We start from the raw sequence: 16,474 nt of genomic DNA, 5'->3' as shown, positions 1-16,474 counted from the left end.
CCCTGGCGGCTCAACGACCGCCGACGCACGTGGTTAGCGAACGAGGCGCTGAAGTTGCGGCGAGACATCGGCGCGACGGATCGCGGCACGTGCCCTGGCGTACTCGCTCGCCGCGGGCGTCTCGCGGCCGCTGATTCTCAGGACGGCGTCGGTGACGCGGGAATCCACGGTGTACAGCATTGCGATCTCGTCGGCGACGACGGCTGTGGCACACAAGTCCGGACCGAGGAGCGCCTCGACGCGTTCCCGGGGATCGGATGCCTCGGAGAAGATGCCGCGCAGGCCGGCAAACGCCCCCGGGTCCGTGGGACACCAATCTTCGCGCGCCGCTTCGACGCGGGTGCGATCGACGAGCCGGCCGAAGGCCTCGGCGCCGATCAGGACGCTGGGGCGCTCGAGCACCTTGACGGCGTCCACGATCCCGGGTCCGAGCGCCGAGGGATCCCACGCGGCGGGGCGGCGATACGCACGGCTGAGCACCTCGCGAAAGGCGCGGGGAATGCGGTTCTGCTCGCCGCGTGCCGCATCGCCACGCAACTGCGCCAGCTCCCGCTGATGCTCGCGGTCCGGATAGGACAGCCACAGCGCTGCGACACCGGCGATCGTCGCCGTCGCGAACGATGTGCCGGTGCTTGCCTGGACGCAGGATTGCCCGCCCGGCGCGGCAGCCGTCCACACCGATTCACCGGGCGCCGAGATCACCACGCGCCGGCCGCGCGAGGAACACTCCCACACCTTGCTGTCATAGTTGGTCGCCGCGACGGCGACGGCCGTCGGATAGGCGGCAGGAAAGACCACGCGCCGGCCCGGAACCTGGTTGCCGGCGGCGGCAATGACGATGACGCCGCGCGACTCGGCGTAGGCGATCGCGTCGGCGAGATCGCGGGTGCCGGGCAGACTGCCGAGACTGATCGAGATCACGTCCGCGTGCTTCTTCGCCTTGTGCCGGTTCGGTCCTGACGCGGCGCGAATGGCGTCCGCCAGGCGTGAGGAATTGACCTGGAGCTTCAGCAGGTCGTCGTGAAACATCAGCACGCCTTCGACGACGCGCAGCGGCATCAGCGTCGCGCCGGGCGCCACGCCGGTGACCCATCGGGTCGGCGTGAGCCGGCTTTCCTTGGAACTCACGATCACGCTGGCGGTCTTGGTGCCGTGCCCGGGATTCCGCAGTGTGCCGGTCAGCAGCGGGTCTTCGGGGTCGTCGCGATCGCCGAGAAAGTCCCAGCCGCTCGCCGCATCGATCCCCGGCCAGATCTCAGGATGTTTCCGGTACCCGGTGTCGGGATGGCCGACGACGACGCCGGCGCCGGGACCGGCGGGCGGGCCATTCGCAGCCGCGGCACGCGCGAACATCTCGTGAGCCGCAAGGACGTTTGCGCCGTGCGTCCCGTCCAGGCTCCATTCCGGGTCCTGGAGGGCGCCGGGAACAGGGTTGTTGCACTTGCTGCGTTTGATGGCGACGGGATCGCACGGAGGACAGACGCGATCGCTGATCTCTTCACCTTCATCAGGCGCATGGGTCACGGACGGAAGCGCGTAGGCGACGCCGGGCTTCTTCTGCAGAACGTCGCCCGGACCCGCCTGGTATGCCGCCTCGTAGGCCCGCTGCCATGCATGCCCGAGGGTTCGCGCGTCCGGCGGAAGAGCGAGGCGAACCGCATCGGCTTCCGGCTCGCCTCGTGTACCGCCGCTGCGCTGCAGCGACTCGCGTGCGGACTCGGCATCGCCGCTGTCGTCGAGGACGACGACGATGCCGCGCACGTCCACCTCGCTGGCCGGCCTGGACTGTCCGCCCAGAGATATGCCTCCGACCACGGCGCACAGCATCGCCGTGCCGAGCCGCGGCGTCACTTGCCGTCCCCCTTCGTCCACCCGAGCGCGGCGTCGAGGTTGAAGGAAAACCCCATTTGAAAGGTCCCCTTGCGTTCGATCTTTGCCCCCGGCGGCGAGCCCGCGGGCAGCGTGCCGCGCGTCCAGAAGTAGCCCACGAACGGGGAGACCGCATCGAAGTTCAGGCCGAGGCTGGACAGCAACGCGCCGCGATAGCCGAGAGCGACCCCGTACGATTCGAGCGGCTGCTTGTCGAACTTGATCGAGCCCTTGATGACCAGGTCGTCCCGCCACCCGCCGCCTTCGCTCAGCAGATCGCCCAGCGCATACCCCAGGCCCACGAAGAATGACGTCGGCGACTTGACCGGCTCGACGAGCCCGGTCTGCTCGTTGAGTTTGAGTTCGTTGAAGCGCTTGAACGGCAGGTCCGCGGAGAGGAAGTAGTGTTCGGACGGGCCGGTGACGATCATCGCGGACGCGCTCGGCTGTTCGGACGGCCCATCCGCGCTGCCCGTGCCTCCCTCGAGGACGGGTCCCGCCTGCGCCGGCGCTTCCTGCTGGACGCTGACCGTCAGGTTCGCCCGCTTGCGCTCCAGGACGTAGCCCGCGCTGACGCAGTTCAGTGCAGCGGAATCAGCGCGACCGGCCTCCAACAGGCCCTTTGCCAGCCGCAGCAGCTTCCCGAGGTCGGTTGCCAGCCGCGTCTTGCGTGATTCCTCGATGAACCGGAATCTGGGGCTGCGCGCGCCTCGGTAGATCACGTACAAGTGCAGGCGGTCGTCACGAGTCGACACCCAGCGCAGATTGCTCGACGGGCGGAGACACACGATTGCCGCCTGAATCTCCTCGGGCTTGTGACCATCGGTGGACGCGCACGACGCCGCGATGTTCTTCGGGAAGCTGGGCGCCGAGGACGGCACCACGACGAGGGCGGGCGGCGTGGCGGTGAGATCGACGATGACGTAGCGTTCGTTCCGGGCTTCGGCATCGGCGGCGCCCATCACCAACGCGGCTGCGAGCAAAGCGGGTCTGAGACGAAGCATCGAGTCCTCCTACCGGACCAGCGCCGCGAGGCGGGGCTGCAGCGCGCTGACCGGCCTGGCCTTGTTGCGGTAGATCGCGCCGCGCATGATGTTGATCTCGATCTCTTCCATCGTGAGGTTCCGCGGGTAGGCGCCGGCGAAGTGCAGCGCCACCACCTCGCCTGCCTCATTGAAGAGCGGCGAGCCGGAGCTGCCGCCGACGGTCGAACAGTCGTGCTCGAGGATTGGCGCGGCATCGGCCTTGCCCTCGAACGACTCGCAGGCGAACGACACCTTCTTGGCGAGCCCCGCCGGGTGGTGGAGCACATACAGGCCGCCCTTGAACGTCGTGGGGCCGTCGGCCAGTTTCAGGAACGGCCGCGGCGCCTTCTCGATCTCGACGGCCTTCGGATCGAGCTGCAGCACGGCGAAGTCCAGCCTGGGATCGAAGTCCTTGACGCCGACGCATCGCGTGCGGATCGCCCGGGTGGGCGCTCCCTGCTGATCGAAATCGAAGAGGAGCACGATGTCGCTGCACTGCCGGCGCTCGAGCGGAGCGCCGTCGCTCTGGCTGAACGACAGCGATTCGCGCAGGCAGTGATGGTTGGTGAGCAGCAGGTTCGGCGCGATCAGGAATCCCGTGCACACGAACCCGTCTCCCACGAACAGCTTGGCGACCGAGCGCGCCGCCTCGGCGAGCGTCGGCTTCTTCAGCAGCGTGACCGCCTCCGGCACGGTGCGCCAGTTGGGAACGGTGGACTGCGGGACCAGGCGCCCGACCGAATCGACCTCGTAGATGATGCGATCGACCTCGAACGTGAGCGCGCGGGGCGTGCCCTCGACCTCGATCGTCGCCCGGTTCGTGAACAGGACGTCCGAGAGAAACTCCTGCGAGTCTGCGAACTGCCCCGGGGTGTAGCGGGCGGCGACCCGCTCGGACCGGTCGCGCAGGACGATGGTGTACTTGCTGTCCGGCGGCGACTTGATGTTTTTGAAGTGCACGCGGATCCACGCAGACTCGGGCGGGGCATCCACCCTTCCCATCCAGACAACGCCGTCGCCGCGGTCCTTGAAGGCGGACGCCTTCAACGGTTCCTTGAGTGCCTGCGGCAGGCCTTCGCGGTGGATCTGCGCCTGAGCGATCCGGGCTCCGGCGAGCGCGCCGACGAATGCAAGGGCAGTGGTCGCGAATCGCATGCGCATGGGAGTCCTCGCGGTCATTTGCAGTCGAGCGCGCAGGTGAAGTCCTGGACGTCGGTCAGGTTGACTTGCGTCGCGGGCCCTCCCCGGTACCTCAGGAACGAGTTCGCGGCAAAGACCACCTTGCTGTACTTCTGCAGCGCCCCCAGCTCGTCGACGAAGACGACCCAGTACTTCCCCGAGGCGCTGTCGAACGCCAGGCGCCGAAGCCGCGTCAGCGGCAGCGGCCGCCCGCCGGTGACCGCCGGCAGCTCGACGCCGTTCTGCACGGCCTCATTGATCACGATCGACTCGCCCTGCTTGATCAATTGCCGGCTGCCGTCGACGCCCGGCTGCCGGTTCGGCTTGAACGTCGTCGAGTCGCGGGCGGTGGCGAGCGCTCGAGCGAAGTTGATGCGCCCGAAGCGCGCGATCTCGTCGAGCTGTTCGGAGAAGTCGGCGGTATAGAGGATCCGCTGCCGCAGGGTGGCGGGCGCGAGGGAGGTTCGCACCGACTGCGCCTTGAGCAGCGCGGCCAGCCCGGAGACGAACGGCGCCGCGACCGAGGTGCCGTCCATCTCGCCCGTGGAGTCGCCGTACAGGGTACTGGTCGCGACGCCGACCGCGGCGACGTCGAACGCGGTGCCCCGGTTGGTCGCATGCGCCCCTTCCAGCGGCGACTCGCCATCGGCCGCCAGCGCCACCACGCTGACGACGTTCTCGGCGAGCGCGGGGATGGTCGAGAAGCAGCCGGGCACGAACGGGCAGTTCTGCCCCGCGCTCACCGTCGCCCCGTTGTTGCCGGCGGCGACGACGTAGAGGACGACGGAGCGGTACTGCTCGACCATCAGCTCCAGTTCCGACCGCACGGTGCGCAGGAGTTCATCCTGCAGGCTGAGATTGACGATGTCGGGCGGCCCGTGCTCGCTGGCGATGCGGACGATCGGGTCGTTGTTGACGAACCGGTCCTTCGCGTACTCGAACGCCCAGATGGTCGCGCGCGGATCCGCGCCGACCACGCCCACGCCGTTCTCCCGGGCGGCGATCAACCCGGCCACGAATGTGCCGTGATCGAAGTGCTCGCTGAAGGAGCTGGGGACGCGCGCCTCGCCGCACGCCTTGACCTTCACCGGAAGCCGCGGGCCATTGGGATCGGGCGGCAGGTTGTCCGGCGGTTTCATGAACGGATTGCGCTCGCCGCCGCGCCCGAGAAAGTCGCAGTGATTGCCGTCGACGGGGTTGTCCCAGATGCCGACGGTGACCTTCCTGAGGTGGACCTTGTCGATCTCGGCCGCCGTCGCGTACGGATACTTCATCTTGAGGAGCACGTCCCGGGAGTCGGCCGGCGATTCCATGGGAACCGGCGACCCGCCCCCGCCCTTCATCGCGGCGTTGGGGACGGCGTAGACGATCCGCGGGTTGGCGGCCGTGGTCTGGCCAGCCTTGGTGAGCTTCGCGGCAGAGAGGTCGAGCACCTTCGTCAGGCGGGTGAGGTGATCCGGAGATCCGACCGGCAGACGCAGCGTTACACGGCGGGCGGGCAGGAGCAGCTCCCCCGAGAATCCTTTGGCGTTCCAGTCCACACCCGGATTGAAGCCGGCGACGAGCCGGGTACAGCGTTCGTCCCAGCGGGCGCATCCTTCGGTGCGTGAGGTGACAATCGCGCCGAGCGGTTCATCGACGCCGGCCGTGTATTTCAGCTTGCTGACGCTGGTAAAGGAGCGCACGTCGAGCTGCGGCAGACAGAGGGCGTAGTCCGGCAGCCGCCGGTCGGGGCAGAGAGTGCTCGTAACCGCCGCGTCCGGCGGCGCCTTCTCGTTCGTCCAGACGCCGTGCCCGTTGCGGACGGTACAGACGTGCGCGTTGATGGAGCAGAGATACCGGTCGAATTCGGGCGCAACGGTCTCGACCGGCAGCAGATTCAGCTTCAGCAGGATCTGCTGCGGCGTCAGCCCGTCGCGATCCACGTACACGCGCAGGGGGATCAGGCCCGCGGCCGCGAGGTCGACAATCGTGGTAGCGAAGTTGCTCGAGACCAGGCCACCCGAAAAGTGAACGACGAGTTCGCTGGGGGCCGTGGTGGTCTTGACATCCGCCTGTGCGCCGACGCCGGCGTTGATCGTCGTACCACCGGCGAGCAGCACCAGCGAGCGGCAGAGCACTCGAAGAGCTGAAGCGCCCAGGACGCCATGACGCAGCATGTAAGTCCTCCATCGAAGAACCTGGACGGACGTCAACCGCTTTTTCGGCGATGGTGTGGCTGAACCCGCGCAGTCGTCCGGCGCCTCGATAGACCCGGGGCGTCTGCAGCGGGGCTACCCGGTTATAACGACGGAGAGCGGCGTACCGAACAGGGGCCGGGACGTCACCGTCTCCCGGACGGCGTGACGGGGTGGTCCTCCAGATGGAAGACCGCCTGCAGGGCGGCGGTGGTGATCACGTAATGCCGCCGGTCACGGAGCACGACCGTCGCATCCAGCGCCGGTCTGAGCGAAAAACGCCGGCTGACGAAGATGTGGACGCCGGTCCCGATCGCCAACGTCGGATCGGTGAACGTCATCTCGGGACCGCCAGGCATCATGCCGGCGGACAGTCGCCGTGCGTAGAACGCGGGCGGCCGCCTCGTCGTCATGGCCACCGACGTGCGGCAGAACCCGACGCCTGCCTCGATGAACGGATCGACCGGCCGGATTCCGAGAATGCGGGCGCGCGCTTTGAGGGAGGCCGCGAACGTCGACATGCCATCCCCGAACTCGAGCCACGCGCCGTCCCCGTCCAGAGAGACCCGGGGCGTGACTTCCCACCCGATGGAGCCGCCGATCGACGGACCGCTGCGCGAGCCATCGGTGGCGATCCCGGCAAACCCGGTCACGGTGGTGCCGTGGCGCCAGACGTTTCCGCGCCCGGCGGTTTGTGCGGAAGCGGAGCCGGAGGCGAGGACCAGCACGAGAAGTGCCGCGAGAGGGGAAGCGACGCGCATAAAGCACCTGTCTTCCAGGATCTCCAGCGTTGTCACCAGGGCGAGAAGCACAGAGCAGGCCACCGCCGCGTTGCGGGCGGGCGGCGCCGCTGTTACGCTCGGCCCCCCGGGCGGTGCGGCGGCCGGGAACTCCTTCGGGTGCGTGCGGGAAATTGCCCGCGGGCGGAATGGGCGCGCCGGGCCTCGAGCCTTGGGGCGAGCGTCAGACGACCGCCGGCTGTCCGCCCGCGGCCTCCGCGATTGGGAGCCGGATGACGACGGTCGTGCCTCCGGCGGGCGGGCAGTCGACGTCGACCTCGCCGTTGTGCGCTTCGACGAACCGTTTCACCGTCGGCAGACCCAGGCCCGATCCTCGAGCCTTCGTGGTGAAGAACGGCGTGAAGATCTTCTCGCGGACGTCCGCGGGGATGCCGGGGCCGCCGTCCGAGAACGCGATCTGGCAGTTCCCGTCGACCATCTCCACGCCAACCAGGATCCGGCCCTTGCCGCGCATCGCCTGAGCGCTGTTCAGGAACAGGTTCTGGAAGACGATTCTGAGCATGTCGGGATCGGCGGCGACCGGCGGCGCGGTCCCGCCGATCTGAATGTCCAGGTGCTTCAGTGCGGGATCTTCATTGAGGAGATTCGCCGTGGTCTTGACCAGCGGCACGATGTCCACCGGCGCCCGCTTCGGGTTCGGTGGACGCGCGAAGAGCAGCAGATCCTTCATCATGCGGTCGAGCGCGTCGATGCGGGACACGATCTCGCCGAGAATCTGCGCGCTCGCGCCGTCCTGCACCATGCGGCTGCCAAAGACCTGAATGGCGCCGCGAATTCCGGCAAGCGGGTTCTTCACCTCGTGCGCGATCACCGCCGCCATTTCGCCGAGCCTCGCCAGCGCCGCCTGTTCCCGCAGCCGGACTTCAGACTCCACGCGCCTCGTCAGGTCGTGGATGATGCCGGTGAACTTCCGTTCCCCGTCGATCAGCATCTCGCCGACCGACAGTTCCATCGGGAACACACTGCCGTCGCGCCGGCGGCCCTCTACCTCCCGTCCGATGCCGATGATCTTCGGATCGCCGGTGCGCAGATAGCGCTCGAGATAGCCGCCGTGCTGTTCGTGGTGCGGCGATGGCATCAGGATGCTGACGTTCCGCCCGAGCACTTCACTCTCCGGATAGCCGAAAAGATCCGCGGCGCCGCGATTGAACGCTTCGATGCGTCCCGCGGCGTCGATGACGATGATGCCGTCCGCCGTCATGTTGAGGATGGCGTCGAGGCGCTCGGCCCGCGCGGTGGACGTCGCAATGGCCTCCCGCTGGGCCTGCTGCGTCACGTGCAGCCGATGATTCAACGAGGAGATCACGATGCCGGTGGCCGCGAACACGGCCAGCGACAACTGGTCGGTGGGATCGCCCACCGCGAACCCCGCCGGCGGCAGCAGGGAGTACATCGCCGCGAGGGTCGACAAGGCGGTCGTCAGCAGCCCCGGGCCGAGACCGCCATACCAGGCCGCAATGATGATCGCGGGGTAGAAATGCAGGTAGGGCGCGTCGGTGCCGAAGGATTCCGTGAACAGGTCCCGAAGCAGGACCGCGCCGGCGAACAGACCGAGCGCAGCGGCGTAGCGCGATGCGGAGGCGCACCAGGCGGTTCGCACCTTTTGCAGAAAGCGGCTCACGTGTAGGTCTACCATACGCGCTGGTTCACCGTGGCGCAAGGCGGGGATCACTACACGCGCGCCGACAGCCTCACTCTGGAACGCTTCTTGATCCCGGCGCCCTTCGACCGCGTGCGCGACGCCGTCGCGCCGCGCAAAAACCCGCGGTCGCCGTGTTGTTTTTCAATGAACGGGAAGCGATCGCTGACCGTGCTCGTCGTTGACGACGAGACGCTCCTGCGCTGGTCGATCGCCGAACTGCTGCGGCGCGGGGGACATACGGTCCTCGAGGCGGCCAGCGCCGAGAGCGCCCGCGGCGCGCTCAACCGCGCGGCGCAGCGTCTCGACGTGATCCTGCTCGATTACCGATTGCCCGACGCGCACGATCTGACGTTTTTCGAGGAGGTCCGGCGCACCGTGCCGCGGAGCGCCGTGATACTCATGACGGCCTTTGCGACCCCGGAAATGACCCGGGCGGCGCTGGAGCGTGGAGCGTACTGCGTCCTGACGAAACCCTTCGAGATGCGCGGCTTCGAAGATCTGGTGATGGCGGCGTGCCGGCCATCCCGCTATCACTAGCGGGCGGCGCTGCGAGGACGGTAGGCTTCGAGAAGCCGGAACGCGCCGTTGTCGTCGAACCAGACGTCGACCGCGTGCGCGACCGCGAAGGCTCGCGCCAGCGCGATCGCCTCATCTCGCGATCCGGCTCTCACCTGGGCGGTGGACGGCACCTGCCGGACGGTGAAGACCGGAGGGGACTCCGGGTGGCTGGTCACGAGGACGTCGCCGTCCGCCGCCCCTTTCGGATCCGGGCGGAGGGCGTTGACCTCCCGGCCAGCCGCAGCTGGAACGTGACGTTCTCCCGGGAACATGACTCCGCCTTTCAGCGAACGGACGTCGAACCTGACCAGGGATGCGGCCCGATCGCCGTACGATTGTCATACGAGCCGGCGGAGAAGTCGGTATTGCAGATGACCAAACGCGGTCGTGCGAGCGGCGGGTGAGCGTCAGTAGCCGAGGAGCCGCCACTGCTCGTCCCGCATCACGCGGTAGCACTCGCAGCACGCGTCCTGGAGACGATCTCGATCGCGAATCAGAATCAAGCCCCGCTTCTCGTTGACCAGACCGGCCCGGTGCAGCGACCGGAGGACCACGGTGACCGTGGGCCGGTGCACTCCCAGCATCGTGGCCATCAGGTCGTGGGTCAGCGGAATGTCGCCGTTGTTGATCAAGTCGCTGACGGTCAGCAGCCAGCGGATGCACCGCTGCTCCACGGAGTGAAACATGTTGCAGACCGACATCTGCATGCTGCGCACGAGCAGCACCTGCGCGAAACGTCCGACCGTCGAGTACAGGGTTTCGTCGCCGAGAACTTCCCGCCGCAGGATCTCCGCGCTCATCCGGTGGGCGAGGCCCGGGATCTGCACGACGCCGTCGCACGACATCTGCGTGATCCCCGGCAACACTGCCGTCCCGGCGAGTCCGTCGCGGCCGATCAGGCCGACCTCGAGCGACTGGCCCGACTCCAGCGTCGAGACGAGCGAGATCACCGCGCTGCTCGGAAAGTAGGCGGCCCTGACGGGCTCGTGCGCGCGGAACAGCACTTCCTTTCGATGCAGATGCACCGGCTCGAGATGCGGGACGATGCGCCCGAGGACTCGCGGCGGCAGCAGCGCGAGCAGCCGGTTCTGCTGCGCGTCAGCGGCGTGCGGCGAGGGCTTCTGCCGGTTCGGCGGCAGCGTCATTCGCTCCTGGGCGCGGATGCGACGGGGGGCCATCTTACGCTCCATCGGCGATCACGCCGGTTGTCGCGCGATAGAACCACTGCTTCTGCAGTTCGGTTGCCGCGACATACAGACAGGCGATGCCGCCGATCGCGGCGACCACGGCAGCCGGCAGCGGCACGAATCCGAACGCGGCCGCGAAGGGCGCGTAGGGAAGGGCGAACGTAATCGGGATCAGCGCCGTGGTGGACAGGAGGAGCAGACGGCCGGGCCGGCTGCGGAAGAACGGACGCCGCGTCCGCATCACCAGCACGACCAGCAGCTCCGTGAGCAGTGACTCGACGAACCAGCCGGTGCGGAACGCCGACGGATCCGCGTGAAAGAGCACGAGCAGGACAGCGAACGTCACGACGTCGAACAGCGAGCTCAGCGCGCCGAACTCGATCATGTAGCGCGTGATGAACGCCATGTCCCAGCGCCGCGGCCGGTCCACCAGCTCGCGATCGACGGCATCGCCGGCGATGCCGACCGCCGGGATGTCCGACAGGAAGTTGTTCAGCAGGATCTGTCCGGCAGTGAGCGGCAGGAACGGCAGGAACACGGATGCCGCCGCCATGCTCGCCATGTTCCCGAGATTGGCGCTGGTGGTGATCAGGACGTACTTGAGCGTATTGGCGAACGTCTTGCGCCCCTCCTCGATGCCGCGGCGGATCACGTCGAGTCCGCGTTCGAGCAGCACGAAGTCCGCCGCCTCCCGGGCGACGTCCACCGCGCCCTCGACCGAGAGGCTGGTATCGGCGGCATGCATCGCCGGCACATCGTTCACGCCGTCGCCGAGGAATCCGACGACGTGTCCCATCTTCTTGAGCGAGAGGATGATGCGCTCCTTCTGGTTCGGATCCACTTCGGCGAAGACGTCCGTCCTCTCGGCTGCGGACCACAGCGCTTCGTCGTGGAGCTCGTCGAGCTCCCGGCCGGTGATCAGGCGCGCGGCGGGCAGGCCGACCCGCGCCGCGATGTGCTGCGCGACCAGCGTGTTGTCACCCGTGATCAGTTTCACCGAGACGCCGAGCGCGGCGAGCGCGGCAATCGCTTCGGCCACGCCTTCCTTCGGCCGATCCACGAATGTGAGGAAGCCGGCAAAGGTCATTTCCCGCTCGTCGTCCCGGCGGTAATCGGGTTGGTCGGCCGCGGCCCGCTGAGCCACCCCCAGCACGCGGACGCCCTGCCGCGACCACGTGTCGTAGCGCTCACGGACCGCGGCGAGCACCGCCGGCGTCAGCGGGGTTCCGTCCGGCGTGCGGGTGCACACCTCGATGACGCGGGGGAATGCCCCTTTGGTGATCAGCACCGTGCCCTCGATCGTCTTCACCGCCACGCTGACGCGCTTGCGCACGAAGTCGAACGGGATCTCGCCGAGTTTGGCGGCCTGGCCCGGCGGCGGTGTGCAGGCTGCAGTAATCGCGTCGTCCAGCGGGCTGTTGACGCCAGTCGTCAGGGCGGCGTTGAGCGCGCCGAGTTGCAGCACCAGCTCCGAGGCACGGCCGTGGATGTCGTAGGCGCCGTCCAGCTGCACGACGCCGTCGGTGAGGGTACCGGTCTTGTCCGTGCACAGGATGTTCATGCTCCCCAGGTTCTCGATGGCGGGGAGCCGCCGCACCAGAACGCCATGCCCCGCCATCATCTGCGCGCCGCGTGCGAGGTTCACGCTCAGGATGGCCGGCAGGAGTTCCGGGCTGAGGCCGACCGCGAGGGCGACCGCGAAGAGCAGGGTTTCTATCGGCGCGCGGCCGAGGAGCACGTGTGCCCCGAAGACCAGCAGCACCATGACGGTCATCGCGCTCGTCAGCACGTAGCCGAAGCGGCGGATGCCGCGGTCGAACTCCGTTTCCGGCGGCCTCAGCGTGAGCCGCCGGGCGATCGCACCGAACTCGGTTGAGGGCCCGGTCGCGACGACGACGCAGCGGGCCGAGCCGCTCCGCACGTTCGCGCCGAGGAACACGCAGTTGCTGCGCTCGTGGAGCGCCGCGCGAATCCCCACGGCACCCACCTGTTTCCGGACGGGAAAGCTCTCGCCCGTCAGCACCGCTTCGCTCACGAAGAAGTCCGCCGCCTCGAGCACGACGGCATCGGCAGGAACGAGACTGCCGGCGGCAAGCAGCACCACGTCGCCGCGCACGATCTCCCCGGTGGCCACGTGCGCGACGCCGCCGGCGCGCACCACAGTGGCGCGCGTGCCGATGCGGGCCCGCAATGCGTCGGCGGCGCGCTGCGCGCTGTACTCACGCGAGTATCCCACCAGCACCGAGACGAGCACGATCAGCGCGACGATGCCGGCGTCGATCCACTCGCGCGTGGCGGCTGAAGCGCCGGCGGCGAAGATGAGGAGGAGCAGCAGCGGACTGCGGAGCTGTTGGAGGAAGACCCGGAGCCGCGACAGCCGGCGCTGCGTGCCGAGCTCGTTGGGGCCGTCCTGCCGCAGTCGGCGGCGGGCCTCGGCCGGCGACAGCCCGTCCCGACTCGACCCGAGACGGTGGAGAAGTTCGTCCGCACCCAGCGACCAGTACGCGCGCGGAGACGGTTCGCCTCCACTCCGTTCGCGTGATGCGACCGCTCGCTCCGCGACAAAGCGGCTGGCAGCCATCGCCGATCCGTCGAGCAAGACCCGCGCCTCGCCTCCGGTCATCCGGCCGCGGGGCCCTCCCGCCCGGTTGCGCTGCGAATTCTTGCGCATCGCTGCGGAAGAATCCCCCTCCGCTGTTCCCGCCACGCGCCGTCTCTGCACTGCTGCTGACGGTTTCCCGCGCGTATTCGCCCGGCAGGCTTTGTGCGACTCCACGGCACGCGAAGGTGCGCAATGCAGAAATCAAAAGTGGTTCGAACGGCAGTCGGAGCGGCCGCGGCCGGTGCCGCGATCGCGGCAGCAGGTTACGTGACTCTCGTCGGCAACGCCTGGATGCGATTCGGGCGGGGGCCCGGGGGGCACGCGCGCGAAGATCAGGATGCGCTGCTGGATGCGTTCGTGCCGGTGTACGACGTGGTCGAGCGCCATCATATCGTCGTCGACGCGCCGGCGAGCGTGACCCTGGCGTCCGCGCGTGCGCTGAACGCCGGCGGCTCGTATCTCTCGCGCGCGATCTTCAAGACGCGCGAACTGGTCATGGGCGCGGAGAACAAGCCGATGCCCGCGGGAGGGCTCCTCGCGGCGATGCTCCAGATCGGCTGGGGCGTGCTCGCCGAGCAGCCCGAACGGGAGATCGTGCTGGGGGCGGTGACGCGTCCGTGGGAACCGAGCCCCGTCTTCCGGACGATCCCGGCGAGCGAGTTCGCGGCCTTCAACGAGCCCGGCTACGTGAAGATCGCGCTCACCCTCCGCGCCGACGCGCTCGGCGATGACCGATCGGTGTTTCGCACCGAAACCCGTGCGATCGCGACGGATGCAGAGGCGCGGCGGCTGTTCCGCCGCTACTGGGCGCTCGTGTCGCCGGGCGTCGCCTTGATCCGCCTCGCCATGCTGAAACCGGTCAAAGCGGCCGCCGAAAGCGCCGCCGCGAGGGAGCACTGAGATGGAACGGATTCGCGTCGAACAGCACAGTTTCATGGGCACTGTGTGGGTCGCGGGCTGGCTCTTCACCATCGGCTTCCTGCAGCTGCTGTTCTGGCAGGGGGTGCTGGCGATCCTGCTGTGGCCGTACTACCTCGGTGCAGCGTTGAGCGGGGTCCTGCACCGCTGAGCGCGGTGCAGGCGACCAGAACGGAGGAACGTATGCGCGTCAACGAACTCATGACCAGTCAGGTGCGCGTGGTGGCGCCGTCGCTGTCCGCCCGTGAAGCCTGGGACATCATGCGCCGCGATCGGATTCACCACCTGCTCGTGGCCGACGGCGGCGGGCTGCTCGGCATTCTCAGCGACAAGGACGCCGGCGGTCCCAACGGCGCCGCGGTACGCGACACCGCCACCGTCGGGGACCTGATGACGCGGCAGGCGGTCACCATCGACGCGAATGCCACCGTCCGGCGCGCGGCGAATCTGATGCGCGGCCGCACGATCGGGTGCCTGCCGGTGACGGACGGCGGCCGCACCGTCGGCATCGTCACGGTCTCGGATCTGCTCGCCCTCCTCGGGCACGGCGTCGATCGTCCGGCGCGGCCGGCGCGCGCGGCGCTGCACTTCCGCGTGCCGCATCGCCGCCAGAAGTCGGCCACCGGACGCTGGTAGGAGAACGATCATGACTGCATCCTCATTCATTCGAGCGCTCGGGTTCGCCGCCATTCCGTTCGCGGCGGTGGTGGCGGCCCAGCCGCCGCCGGTATTGCCGGCGACCAGGCCCGACAACTATTACGCCGCCGGCAACCGGATCGACGTCTCGCGCGCCATGCTCGGCGACGTCGTCGTCGCCGGCCGCCAGATCGAGATCACGCAGCCGGTCGTCGGGGACATCCTCGCCGCCGGCTGGCGGGTGTCGCTGTCGGCGCGCGCCGATGACGACGTCAGAATGGCGGGCGCGGAGATCGCCGTGAACGCGCCGGTCAACGGCGACCTGACCATTGCCGGAGGGGACGTGGCGCTCGGCACCGGCAGCCGCGTGAACGGCCGCAGCTGGATCACCGGCGGCCACGTGCGGATCGACGGCCAGTTCGATCGAGAGCTGCGGATCGCCGGCGGCACGGTGCAGATCGGCGGCGAGTTGCGACGCCCGGTCACGATCATCGCCGAGAAGCTCGAAGTGCTCCCGACGGCGCGGATTCTCAGCACGCTCGAGTACAAGGCTCCGGCGCCCGCCGTGATTGCCGGCGGCGCGGCCATCACCGGCCCGGTGACCTTCACCCGGATCGAGGCCCGGGAGGCGCGGCGGGCTCATTCCTTCCGTGCCGTCTCGAGCGTGCTCTTCATGCTCCACCTCTCGATCGCCGGCCTGCTGCTGCTGTGGCTGATGCCGCAGTTCACCTCCCGCGTGGTCGACACCCTGCGCGCCGCGCCGGCGCAGAGCGCGCTGCTCGGCTTCGCGCTGGTGTTCGTGATCCCCGTGACGGCGCTGTTCCTGATCTTCAGCATCCTGGCGCTGCCGATCGGGGTGGCGCTGGCGGCCCTCTACGTCGTCGGACTGCTGGCGGCGGTCCTTGCCGCAGCGTTCTTCGTCGGGGACGTCGAGTCGCGCTTCTTCAAGCGGACGACGGCGACGGCGCAGTCGAGAGCGGTGTGGCTGCTCGCCGGCGTGCTGAGCCTCGCCATCCTGCGGGCGATTCCCGTGGTCGGCGCAGTCGTGGTGTTCATCTGCGTGCTGTTCGGACTGGGCGCGCTGACCCTGGCGGCCTACGACGCCTACCGCCGTTCGCCAGGCACGGCGGCGGCATGAACCTCGCCGCCTGGATCGCGCTGCTGGCCGGCCCGCTGCTGATCGGCGCCGGCCAGGTGCCTCGGCCGGACGTCGAGACGATCCTGAATCACCTCGACGAGCTCTACCGGTCGAAGAGCAGCATCGCGCGCATGGAGATCCAGGTGACGTCGTCGAGAACCGTACGGTCGATGCGCCTGAAGGCGTGGACGCGCGGAGAGGACGAGGCGCTGATCGTCATCGAGGCGCCGCCGCGGGAGGAGGGCACGGCCACGCTGCGCGTCGGATCCAATCTGTGGAACTACCTGCCGCGGATCGCCCGCACCATCCGCGTCCCCCCCTCGATGATGCTCGGCTCGTGGATGGGGACCGACTTCACCAACGACGATCTGGTGAAGGAGTCGTCGCTGCGCAAGGACTTCAGCGGACGGATCGCGCGCCGCTCGGAGGCGCCCGCCGGGTGGTGGCTGACGCTCGACGTCAAGCCCGGCATCGTCGGACGCTGGGCCCGCATCGAAGTGCTGGTGTCGGACGACAGCCTGCCGATCGAGGAGCGGCATTTCGATCGCAAGGGACGGCTGGCGCGAACGCTGTTCTTCGACGAGATTCGGGTGCTGGGCGGCCGCCGGTTGCCGGCTCACATGACACTCGTCCCCGCCGATGCCGAGGGGCAGCGCACCGAGATGCGCTACCTCGAGGCGCAGTTCGATCTCCCGATCCCCGACGACACCTTCAGCCTGGCGCGACTGGAGAGGCGGCGCTGA

The 16,474-nt window shown here is 68.6% G+C and carries 15 protein-coding genes; 6 read left to right on the top strand and 9 right to left on the bottom strand.

Translation table 11 applies throughout. The features are described from left to right. Nucleotides 1-33: 33 nt before the first annotated feature. From VFK57_25160 to VFK57_25135, 6 genes are all read right to left on the bottom strand, one after another. On the bottom strand, nt 34-1,851 hold the full coding sequence (locus tag VFK57_25160; GenBank protein ID HET7699033.1) for a S8/S53 family peptidase: 1,818 nt from the start codon (nt 1,849-1,851) through the stop codon (nt 34-36). Further along, on the bottom strand, nt 1,848-2,873 hold the full coding sequence (locus VFK57_25155; protein HET7699032.1) for a hypothetical protein: 1,026 nt from the start codon (nt 2,871-2,873) through the stop codon (nt 1,848-1,850). Before VFK57_25155 ends, VFK57_25160 begins: the two co-directional genes overlap by 4 nt. Nucleotides 2,874-2,882: 9 nt before the next feature. After that, nucleotides 2,883-4,055, bottom strand: coding sequence for a serine protease (locus tag VFK57_25150; GenBank protein HET7699031.1), 1,173 nt, complete (start codon nt 4,053-4,055; stop codon nt 2,883-2,885). Between the two features lie 14 nt (nt 4,056-4,069). Then, a complete protein-coding gene (locus tag VFK57_25145) occupies nt 4,070-6,232 on the bottom strand; it encodes a S8 family serine peptidase (GenBank protein HET7699030.1) in 2,163 nt (720 codons plus the stop codon). 164 nt (nt 6,233-6,396) lie between these two features. Beyond that, nucleotides 6,397-7,011, bottom strand: coding sequence for an outer membrane beta-barrel protein (locus tag VFK57_25140; protein HET7699029.1), 615 nt, complete (start codon nt 7,009-7,011; stop codon nt 6,397-6,399). A 202-nt stretch (nt 7,012-7,213) separates the two neighbouring features. After that, nucleotides 7,214-8,671 (bottom strand): PAS domain S-box protein, encoded by a 1,458-nt coding sequence (locus VFK57_25135; GenBank protein HET7699028.1) that lies wholly within the window; start codon nt 8,669-8,671, stop codon nt 7,214-7,216. A gap of 111 nt (nt 8,672-8,782) precedes the next feature. Here VFK57_25135 and VFK57_25130 point away from each other — a divergent pair, with 111 nt between their 5' ends. Beyond that, entirely contained in the window at nt 8,783-9,229 is a 447-nt protein-coding gene (locus tag VFK57_25130; GenBank protein HET7699027.1) for a response regulator, read from the top strand. Here VFK57_25130 and VFK57_25125 read toward each other — a convergent pair. The 3 genes from VFK57_25125 to mgtA form a co-directional block, all read right to left on the bottom strand. Continuing rightward, nucleotides 9,226-9,522, bottom strand: coding sequence for a hypothetical protein (locus tag VFK57_25125; protein ID HET7699026.1), 297 nt, complete (start codon nt 9,520-9,522; stop codon nt 9,226-9,228). The genes VFK57_25130 and VFK57_25125 overlap by 4 nt on opposite strands. 135 nt (nt 9,523-9,657) lie before the next feature. Next, nucleotides 9,658-10,428 (bottom strand): Crp/Fnr family transcriptional regulator, encoded by a 771-nt coding sequence (locus VFK57_25120; protein ID HET7699025.1) that lies wholly within the window; start codon nt 10,426-10,428, stop codon nt 9,658-9,660. A 1-nt stretch (nt 10,429) separates the two neighbouring features. Then, nucleotides 10,430-13,018, bottom strand: coding sequence for a magnesium-translocating P-type ATPase (gene mgtA / locus VFK57_25115; GenBank protein ID HET7699024.1), 2,589 nt, complete (start codon nt 13,016-13,018; stop codon nt 10,430-10,432). A gap of 228 nt (nt 13,019-13,246) precedes the next feature. On the opposite strand from mgtA, the gene VFK57_25110 reads away from it, so the two are divergent. The 5 genes from VFK57_25110 to VFK57_25090 are packed head-to-tail and all read left to right on the top strand — an operon-like array spanning nt 13,247 to nt 16,474. Next, nucleotides 13,247-13,939 carry a hypothetical protein gene (locus VFK57_25110; GenBank protein ID HET7699023.1) on the top strand — a complete coding sequence of 231 codons (693 nt, stop codon included), beginning with the start codon at nt 13,247-13,249 and terminating at the stop codon, nt 13,937-13,939. Nucleotide 13,940: 1 nt separating this feature from the next. Then, nucleotides 13,941-14,108 carry a hypothetical protein gene (locus tag VFK57_25105; GenBank protein HET7699022.1) on the top strand — a complete coding sequence of 56 codons (168 nt, stop codon included), beginning with the start codon at nt 13,941-13,943 and terminating at the stop codon, nt 14,106-14,108. A 32-nt stretch (nt 14,109-14,140) separates the two neighbouring features. Continuing rightward, nucleotides 14,141-14,593 (top strand): CBS domain-containing protein, encoded by a 453-nt coding sequence (locus VFK57_25100; GenBank protein HET7699021.1) that lies wholly within the window; start codon nt 14,141-14,143, stop codon nt 14,591-14,593. A 10-nt stretch (nt 14,594-14,603) separates the two neighbouring features. Continuing rightward, nucleotides 14,604-15,731 (top strand): hypothetical protein, encoded by a 1,128-nt coding sequence (locus tag VFK57_25095; GenBank protein ID HET7699020.1) that lies wholly within the window; start codon nt 14,604-14,606, stop codon nt 15,729-15,731. Beyond that, nucleotides 15,728-16,474, top strand: coding sequence for an outer membrane lipoprotein-sorting protein (locus tag VFK57_25090; protein ID HET7699019.1), 747 nt, complete (start codon nt 15,728-15,730; stop codon nt 16,472-16,474). The genes VFK57_25095 and VFK57_25090 overlap by 4 nt, the downstream gene beginning before the upstream one ends.

The sequence above is a fragment of the Vicinamibacterales bacterium genome (assembly GCA_035699745.1).
Taxonomy (GTDB): Bacteria; Acidobacteriota; Vicinamibacteria; order Vicinamibacterales; family 2-12-FULL-66-21; genus JAICSD01.
The sequence above is the reverse complement of the archived record's forward strand: the minus strand, read 5'-3'. Positions and strand labels throughout refer to the sequence as shown.